The following is a 6,837-nucleotide window of genomic DNA, read 5'->3' on the forward strand; positions in this document are numbered from 1 at the left end:
ATTGATTTTGGACAAAGATAAGGGAATTGAGCAAACCGGTACGAGCCCGCTTTTTCTGAAAATGAATGAACGCGAGTGTGCAAAGACACTATAATTGTTTCGAAATATTCAGTAAGAGTGGAGAATGAGCGTTTCCAAAGGACGAAAATTTGGAAACCTGAGAGTCATCGGCTCCTTTTTTCGGAAGATTAGCTTTGATGAACGATACTCATGTGCAGACTAGTGCTACACGACCTTCGGAAACGACTACTCATATGCTGAGTAGTGCTACCCGATCCTCAGGAAAGGTCACTCATATGATGAGTGGTTCTACCTGACCCTCAGGAAAGGTCACTCATGTGCTGAGTGGTGCTACCCGACCCTCGGATATGAATACTCATGTGCTGAGTGGTGCTACCCGACCCTCGGATATGAACACTCATGTGCTGAGTGGTTCTATCCGACCCTCGGATATGAATACTCATGTGCGGAGTAATGTTACGGACCCTCCCTGCTGATACCAATACAACAAAAATGATCCTTTCCGGACCTAAAGAGCAATACCGTAGAACTGCAGCGGATGAAAAAACAGGGAGAAACGGAAAATTCAGCAGTTGTAAAAAGCATGCCGCTGTGGTTTGTGTAAAAAAGTGACATTTTAAAGACAAACTGCGATGGTTTTCGTCGGGAATTAGAAGGAGTGACTTCAGCTGTATTCGTCGGTTGCTTCTTTTGTGCTGTCCGAATCCCCGGGGGGCCGGTTGCCGATGTAGAAATGCTTGCAGTACCCGGCTGCACTTAGCTGTTCATACAAATCTGGATGCTTCCCCAGAGCATTTCGGCGGTTTTGTCCCAGGTAAATTTCTGTTGTTGTTTTTGCCCCTTTGTTACCAGGATTTCGCGTAGTTCAGCTTCATTGGCAATTCGAATCATGGCATCTTTAATTTGCGAAACGGCAAATGGATCGGCGTACAATACCGCATGACCACCAACCTCGGGTAGTGAGGTCGTATTGGAACAAATTACCGGAATTCCGGCACTCATACCTTCAATCACCGGAATGCCGAATCCCTCGAAAAAAGGTACAAAGGTTAAGGCCATAGCTGCTCCCAATACCTGGTGCAAATCCTGGGTCGACAAGCGGCCTGTAAAAATCACATCCTTTCGGTGGCGCATTCCCTCGTAAGTTCGTACAATGTCGTCGGTTTTAAACATGGCATCACCGGTAATCAGCAGCTTGGTATCTTTGTCGGTTGATGTGCGATAGGCATCGAAAGCACGGAGTAAGCCGCAAATATTTTTCCGCGGATGCAACGATCCGATATACAAAAAATAAGGAATACCATCGGTGTATTTGTTGCGGGTTACTGCTTGTTCTTCCGGCAAGGTGGGGGTGTATAGCTTGTTTACGCCGTTGTATACCACATCAACCTTATCGGCGTCAATGTTGTAGGTTCGCACAATATCTTCTTTCGAATAATAGGAGACCGTAGCAATACGGTTAGCCCGCCGGGCAAACCTGGGGAAGAAATAGTTATAGTACAGCGCATAAAGAAAGGGCAGATCTTTGGGACGGTGCGCAAAGTTGATATCATGGATCACGGCCAGCTGTTTTATCCGGCTGCGGAGCGACAGGTAGCCATCGGGCGACAGGAACAGATCGGCTTTGTATTTACGCAAGATGCGGGGAATGCGCCATTCGAACCAAATATACCATAAAATGGGGTGGCGCGCCGGTGGAGAAACAACAACCGGGGTAACATTCGCCGAAAACACAAATTCGTTGTCGTAGGGACGGTCGAAAATGAAGATAAACTGGTGTTCGGGGTGGTTTCGGGTGATCCGCTGCAGCGTTTCACGGGTAAACCAACCGATACCTTCCAGCTTCCCTTTCAGCAAAATTCGCGTGTTAACGGCAATAATCATCGATCTGATTGTTTTCCTGATTTATCTCAAATGTACAAAGTCTGACTAAAAATTTTCTACATTTATCCGATAATCTGCAAAAACAAACCATCCGTTGAAACGAAAGTTTTTTACCAACTTATTGTTGTTGCTTTTTCTGAATCTTCTGGTTAAACCCTTTTGGGTTTTGGGAATTGACCGGACCGTGCAGAATGTGCTTGGTGCTGAGGAGTATGGCATGTATTTCGCCTTGTTTAGCTTTTCGCTGGTCTTGAATATTTTCCTTGACTTAGGGATTACCAATTTTAATAACCGGACCATTGCCCGTCATACACAACTTCTGCCCAAATACCTGAGTTTCCTGGTTAGTTTGAAGTTTGTGCTGGCCTTTGCTTATGCCCTTTTATGCCTGCTGGTGGCCTGGGTTGTTGGTTATAATTCGCGGCAGTTTTATTTGCTGTTCTTTTTAATATTCAACCAGTTTTTAGTATCGTTTACCGCCTACTTGCGCTCCAATATCAGTGCTTTGCATTATTTCCGCACCGATGGTTTGCTCTCGGTGGTCGATCGTACCTTAATGATTGGCTTGTGTAGTGTGCTGCTGTTTACCAATTGGTTTGGCGGTTATTTTTCGGTCGAATGGTTTGTCTATGCACAAACTGTTGCCTATGTGCTAACCACCCTGATTGTTTGGGCTTTTGTGGTGCATTACACGGGGCGTTTCCGCTTGCGTTTTAATTGGAAAATCTATCGCTCTTTCTTGCGTCAAAGTTTGCCTTATGCGTTGTTGGTACTGTTTATGTCGGTTTATACCCGGGTAGATTCGGTCTTGTTGGAGCGTTTCCTTCGAATTGATGGCGATAAGCAGGCCGGAATTTATGCTCAGGCATTCCGGTTGCAGGATGCAGCTGCCATGATGGGCTTATTGTTCTCGGGCTTATTACTTCCTATTTTCTCGCGCATGCTGAAGAAGGGTGAAGATATATCGTCCTTACTTCGCTTTTCGTTCGAACTGATTATGGTTCCGGCTATGCTGGGAATGATACTTTGCCAGTTTTATGCTACCGACATTATGGAGGCTTTATATCATCAGCATATCGAAGTGTCGGCCCTTGTACTTCGTCTGTTAATGATCGGGTTCACGGGGATTGCAACAACTTATATTTTTGGAACCTTACTGACCGCCAACGGCAATTTAAAGTCGCTCAACCTGGTGGCGATGGCTTTTATGGTTTTCAATTTTAGCTTGAATATCATCCTTATTCCAAGATTTAAGGCTGAAGGCGCTGCCATAACAGCTATGTTCACGCAGACCGGAATAGCGTTGGTGCAGGTGATTCTGGCTTCCATCTATTTTAAACTGAAAGTAAACTACCTGCTTTTATTGCGCTTTACGGGATATTTGCTCTTTCTTATTTTGGTCGGAAAAATCAGTCTCTTCATTGGAAACTGGCTCCTTGGAGTGTCATTTGTGATCGTTGCTGGAATGATTTATGCCCTGTTTAGCCGACTGATTAGTTTGAAAGCTTTGCTAATGGTTTTAAAGGAACGAGACGCATGAGAAGCTATACGCCCAAAGACTTAAAAACAGATCCGGCTTTTGAGTTGTTGCGGGAAATTGATCATCGTCAAATCAAGGCGTTTATTATGGAGCAGGTTTACGAACCGACTCGTTCTATGCGCTTATTTAGTTTTTATCAAATAGCGATGCTCTTACTTTATGCCGCCTTGTTTGGCATGAGTGTGGTGCCGGCTTACCGTGGAAACTGGGTGCCTTTGCTGTGGATGGGAGCGGCATTGCTGTTTTCAGTAACTATATTGGTGATTTTACATGAGTTTTTACATGCCGTAGCTTATTGGCGAAGCGGAGTTCGAAGTCTGAAAGCCGGTGCAATATGGCGAAAATTCATTTTTTATGTTGCTGCTGATCAACAGGTGATTGATTACCCTGTTTTTCGTCGTGTAGCCTTGGCACCGTTTATCTGGGTGAATGTGCTTACAATCATTTCAGGGCTGCTGCTATTGCACCATCCGGCAGCATATTTTTGCTTTAGTTTGATGTGTATTCACTCGTTGTTTTGTGCCGGCGATATCGCCATGCTTTCCTTCTATGAGCGGCATCCGGGGCAAAAAATCTACAATTTTGATGATCTGACACAGGGAAAGACCTTCTTTTATGTGTTAAAAAAGTGAGCATAATAATCGCTTCTTATTTCCGATTCCATTAATTTAGTCATCTATGAGTGATAAGATGAAATCATTTGGGACTGCGCCGGTATTTTTCACGGCTATTTCTACCATCCTGGGAGCAATTCTGTTTTTGCGTTTTGGTTTCGGTGTTGGAACCCTGGGCTTCTGGGGAGTAATCCTGATTATTTTGGTTGGTCACCTGGTAACGATCCCGACAGCTCTGGCTATTTCAGAGTTGGCCACCAATAAACGCGTTGAGGGAGGGGGCGAATACTTTATTATCTCCCGCTCGTTTGGGCTAAATATCGGGGCAACAATTGGTATTGCTTTGTACTTGTCGCAGGCTATTAGTGTGGCATTCTATGTTATTGCCTTTACCGAATCGTTTGAACAGCTTTTCAATATTGCAAAAGATAGCTGGGGACTCGACCTGCCACGACAGGTTGTTAGTTTACCATCGATGGGAATTTTGGCAGTCCTTATTTTAACCAAAGGAGCCAACCTTGGGGTGAAAACTTTGTATGTTATTGTTGGTATTTTGGCAGTCTCGCTGGTGATGTTTTTTATCGGAACGACCGATTTTAGTGAAAGTTCTACGTTTAGTCTGTTTCATGCCGACTTGCGCAATATGGATCAATTCTTCTTCATTTTTGCCATCATTTTTCCGGCTTTTACAGGGATGACTGCCGGTGTCGGACTTTCGGGCGATTTGAAGAATCCGGCCAAGTCGATTCCTTTTGGAACCACTGTTGCCACTGTTATGGGAATGATCGTCTATGTATTTGTTTCCTGGAAGTTGGCCGCATCAGCTTCAGAGACCGATTTGTTGAATGAGCAGCTGATTATGGGGAATATTGCCATTGCCGGAAATATCGTTGTTCCAATTGGCTTAGCAGCATCTACCATTTCGTCGGCAATTGGTTCAATTATGGTTGCACCACGTACCCTGCAGGCTTTGGCCGTCGATGCATCGTTCCCAAGTAAAAAGATTAATGGTTTCCTGGGGGCGAACGATCATAAAGGAGAACCGCAAAAAGCAACCTTGGTCACGATTATTATTGCCTTTGTTTTTGTGGCGCTAGGTAATGTAAACATCGTTGCCCGAATCATCTCCATGTTCTTTATGGTGACCTACGGTTCGCTTTGTTTGATTTCATTTTTGAATCATTTTGGCTCTTCTCCTTCTTACCGCCCGTCTTTTCGTTCGCGCTGGTACTTTTCGCTTATTGGTTTTGTTACGGCCTTGTACGTGATGTTTAAAATCGACTCGATGTATGCCTTGATCGCTTTGGTGTCCATGGCGCTTATTTACCTGGTTGTCGACTATTTTCACAGAGATCGGAAAGGGCTGGAAATCATCTTTACGAACTCAATCTTTCAATTAAACCGGTCGATGCAGGTTTTCCTGCAAAAAGCCCGGAAGCGGAGTTCGTTTAAAGAGTGGCGTCCGAGTTCGATTTGTATTACCGATCGTAGTTTTGAGCGTAAGCATGCCTTCCGGTTACAAAACTGGATGGCTTATAAATATGGTTTCGGAACCTACATTCATTTTATGGAAGGTTATTTTTCGAAAGCAGCAAACCTGGAAGCCCGAAAAAATCTGGAGTCTTTGATTAGCCAGTTCGACCGGATTGAAAGCCATGTTTATGTGGATACGATTATTTCACCTTCGTTTACTTCGGCCATTGCACAGGCAATCCAATTACCGGGCATTGCCGGAATGGAGAATAACATGTTGATTTTTGACAGTGATGTCGAGGATGCAGTTAGTCTGAAACGCATCACCGAAAATTATGCCTTGGTGAATGCCGGCGATTTTGATGTGTTGATTTTACGAACCGGAAAACGAAAAATCGATACACGAAATGATATCCACGTTTGGCTACAGCGTACCGATGAGCACAACGCCAACTTAATGATTTTGCTTGGTTTTATCATCGGAGCACACCCCGATTGGAAGAAGACTAATATTAAGATTTTTGAGGTTTCGACTCCCGAGAATATTGAAAAAAGTAAAGTTGAACTGCAAGATCTGATAACCAAAGGACGTTTGCCAATTACCTTGAAGAATGTCGAAATACTGGAAGAAAAACCGGGTATTTCAATTCGGGAGATGATTAATGAGCGATCGGTTGATGCCGGGCTTGTTATTACCGGCTTCCGGGGAGATCATCTGAAACATGAAGGCAGTAAGATTTTTGAAGGCTACGAAAGCAATGCGATCCTTTTCGTAAATAGCCACGATGAAAAAACGATTGAGTGATTGGATCGGATAACCTCTTAAGTTGAGTGATTGCATGTCTTTCATTTTGTGGACTACACTACTAATCCGCTGGCCGAATTTTATCAAATAAGTATTAATGACCCTTTTAGGATAAGTCGATACTGCATTGACTGATCTCAATTTCGGATCAAAAAATTTGTGATCATTTGGTACTTTGAATATTATTCAGCTCATAAATTAATCTGGCATACATACAGAAACACAGATTAAAACGACTATTTTTGAGGCTGCTTGACTAATCAACAATTGAAAATTTGAAACAGCCTCTCCCTATCGACGATCAAAAACTGGTGATTGCACTCAGTAATAATTCCACTGCTGCTTTCGAACAGCTGTTTGATCGGTATAGTCAGAAGTTATATCACTTTGTACTTTCCTACCTCAAGTCGTCCAATGAATCGGAAGAGATCATTCAGGAGGTTTTTCTGAAGATTTGGGAAAACCGCAGCAGGCTCGATAGTGATAAATCGTTTAAGTCG

The 6,837-nt window shown here is 43.7% G+C and carries 5 protein-coding genes; 4 read left to right on the forward strand and 1 reads right to left on the reverse strand.

All coding sequences use genetic code 11. The annotated features are described in order from the left end of the window. Positions 1-777 precede the first annotated feature (777 nt). Positions 778-1,905: a glycosyltransferase family 4 protein gene (locus AC37HE_RS13940; protein WP_500783460.1), complete on the reverse strand. Its 1,128-nt coding sequence runs from the start codon at positions 1,903-1,905 to the stop codon at positions 778-780. A gap of 94 nt (positions 1,906-1,999) precedes the next feature. Between AC37HE_RS13940 and AC37HE_RS13945 the strand changes: the two genes are divergently transcribed. The 4 genes from AC37HE_RS13945 to AC37HE_RS13960 form a co-directional block, all read left to right on the forward strand. Next, on the forward strand, positions 2,000-3,445 hold the full coding sequence (locus AC37HE_RS13945) for an oligosaccharide flippase family protein (RefSeq protein ID WP_500783461.1): 1,446 nt from the start codon (positions 2,000-2,002) through the stop codon (positions 3,443-3,445). Continuing rightward, positions 3,442-4,077: a DUF3267 domain-containing protein gene (locus AC37HE_RS13950; RefSeq protein WP_500783462.1), complete on the forward strand. Its 636-nt coding sequence runs from the start codon at positions 3,442-3,444 to the stop codon at positions 4,075-4,077. Before AC37HE_RS13945 ends, AC37HE_RS13950 begins: the two co-directional genes overlap by 4 nt. Before the next feature lie 46 nt (positions 4,078-4,123). Further along, positions 4,124-6,337 carry an APC family permease gene (locus tag AC37HE_RS13955; protein ID WP_500783463.1) on the forward strand — a complete coding sequence of 738 codons (2,214 nt, stop codon included), beginning with the start codon at positions 4,124-4,126 and terminating at the stop codon, positions 6,335-6,337. 275 nt (positions 6,338-6,612) lie between these two features. Next, positions 6,613-6,837 (forward strand): RNA polymerase sigma factor (locus AC37HE_RS13960; protein ID WP_500783464.1); only part of this gene is annotated, 225 nt, incomplete at its 3' end.

This window comes from Mangrovibacterium sp., assembly GCF_059905295.1.